Here is a 1,986-nt window from a genome sequence, read left to right as displayed (position 1 = left end):
CGGCGGGCGCCGCCGCGGCGGGGACGATGGCGGGCGCCGCCGCCGTGCACGCCCCCGGCGGTTTCTTCGCCCAGGGCGGCGGCTACGAGTACCCGGCCTTCCTCGGCCTCGCCGCGGCCGGCCTCGCGGTCACGGGCCCGGGCAGGTACTCGCTCGACCACAAGCTCGGCCACGCCCTCAACCGCCACTGGATGGTTCCCGCCGCGCTCATCGGCGGCGCGGCGGCGGCCCTCACGGTCGTCGCCCAGCGCAACAAGCGCGTGCGGCAGGCGGCCCCTGCGGAGGCCGAAGAGGTCTGAGGCGCGTACGGGTGCGGGGTCGTCCTTCCTCGGAAGGGCGGCCCCGCACCCGTACGCCCGGGAGCACCGGAAAACCATTCGCCCCGCCCGCCCCCGCTCCGTACCGTCCGCTCCCATGACCTCCCCCGACCCGCGCGCGACGGCCGACGCCCCGCCCTCCGGCCTGCCCGCCCTCACCTTCCACAACCCGCTCTCCGAGGAACGCGCCGCGCGCATCGTGGCGCGACTGGCCGCCGCACGGCCCGCGACGGTGCTCGACGTCGGCTGCGGCTGGGCGGAGTTGCTGCTGCGGGTGCTGGAGGCCGTACCGGGGGCGCGCGGCACCGGGATCGACCTGCGGGGCGAGGATCTTCTGCGGGCCGGGGAGCGGGCGCGCGAGCGCGGGCTCGACACCCGCGTGCGGCTGTACGAGGAATCGGCGCGCGGCACCACGCGCGGACCGGCCGACGTCGTGCTGTGCGGGGGCTCGGGGCAGGCGCTCGCGGACCCGGACGCGCCGGACTACCTGCCGGGGCTCTTCGCCGAGCTGCGGCGGCTCGTGAACCCCGGCGGCCGGGTGCTGCTCGGTGAGGGCTTCTTCACCCGTACCCCCGGCGCGGAGGAGCTGGCACGGCTGTGGCCGGGCGCGGCGGCCGACGACCATCCCTCGCTCGGCGCGCTCGTCGACGCGGCCGTGGCGGGCGGCTTCCGGCCGCTGTGGACGGAGACGGCGAGCGCGTCGGAGTGGGAGGAGTTCGAGTCCGGGTACCGCGCGGCGGGCGAGGAGTGGCTCGCGCTGCACCCCGGCCACCCCGAGGCGGACGCGGTACGGGCGCGGCTCGACGCGCAGCGCGCCTTCTGGCTCGACGGCCACCGGGGGCTGCTCGGTATCGCGTGGCTCACGCTCGTACCGGTGGGGCGGGTGGACTGAAAGGCTGCCCGGCGGGCGTTGGACAATGGGCGGGTACGGGGACGCGCGACACCGGAGGCGCACGCCATGAGACAGCAGAAGATCCCGGCGCTGGGCCGGGCGCTCAGGGCGCTCGGGGAGCAGGGCGACGAACTGGGCGGTGACACGAACGAGGCGAAGCTGCACGAGATCGCCAAGGACCTGCGCCGCGCGCTCGACCTCCTGGAGGAGACCGTCGAGGGCCCCGAGCCGGTCACGCGGTGCGCGGAACACCCCTTCGGGCCGAAGGACGACAGCGCCCCCGACCTGTGCCTGCTGTGCGAGACGCGGCGGCGCGGCGGACGCCGGGCGGTCCGGCTGCCGGACGGCGAGCGCGACTACCTGGTCGTCCCCTCGCGCTACGGCGAGCGGGAGGACCGCCCCCAGGCCCGCGAGCGCTGGATTCCCGAGATGTGGAACGGGCGCACGTGGCAGTTGTGCGGGACGCCGCGCCACAGCCGCCGCGAGGCCGAGTCCTTCCTCGCCGCCGAGCGGCGCGGCCCGCACGCGGGCGCGGCGTACCGGCTCGTGCAGGAGTTCACGGACTACGAGGTGGTACGGGGCTGGGGCAGCCCGGTGCGCAGGCCCCCGGAGACGATGGGCGGGCGTGGCTGACGTCGCGGGCCTCGTGGCCCGGCTCCGCGCGGCGGGCTGCGTCTTCGCCGAGGACGAGGCGGCGCTGCTGCTCGCGGCGGTGCCCGAGGACACTCCGGGCCGCGACGGGGTGCTGGACGGGCTGGCCGCGCGGCGCGCGGCCGG

Annotated in this window: 3 protein-coding genes; all 3 read left to right on the top strand. The window is 77.3% G+C overall.

The window, feature by feature from the left end:
• Positions 1-299: DoxX family protein (locus tag G3I42_RS35420; protein ID WP_164291748.1), on the top strand; the 299-nt coding region annotated here is incomplete at its 5' end.
• 115 nt (positions 300-414) lie between these two features.
• Complete coding sequence (locus G3I42_RS35415; protein WP_164291747.1) at positions 415-1,209, top strand: methyltransferase domain-containing protein; 795 nt, start codon at positions 415-417, stop codon at positions 1,207-1,209.
• Between the two features lie 66 nt (positions 1,210-1,275).
• Complete coding sequence (locus tag G3I42_RS35410; RefSeq protein WP_164291746.1) at positions 1,276-1,842, top strand: hypothetical protein; 567 nt, start codon at positions 1,276-1,278, stop codon at positions 1,840-1,842.
• Positions 1,843-1,986: the final 144 nt, after the last annotated feature.

The sequence above is a fragment of the Streptomyces sp. SID11385 genome, assembly GCF_010548245.1.
Taxonomy (GTDB): domain Bacteria; phylum Actinomycetota; class Actinomycetes; order Streptomycetales; family Streptomycetaceae; genus Streptomyces.
The sequence above is the reverse complement of the archived record's forward strand: the minus strand, read 5'-3'. Positions and strand labels throughout refer to the sequence as shown.

What these genes read in the sequence shown, in the direction of transcription:
- G3I42_RS35410 (WP_164291746.1), top strand. Translation starts at nt 1,276, where the DNA reads ATGAGACAGCAGAAGATCCCGGCGCTGGGCCGGGCGCTCAGGGCGCTC.
- G3I42_RS35415 (WP_164291747.1), top strand. Translation starts at nt 415, where the DNA reads ATGACCTCCCCCGACCCGCGCGCGACGGCCGACGCCCCGCCCTCCGGC.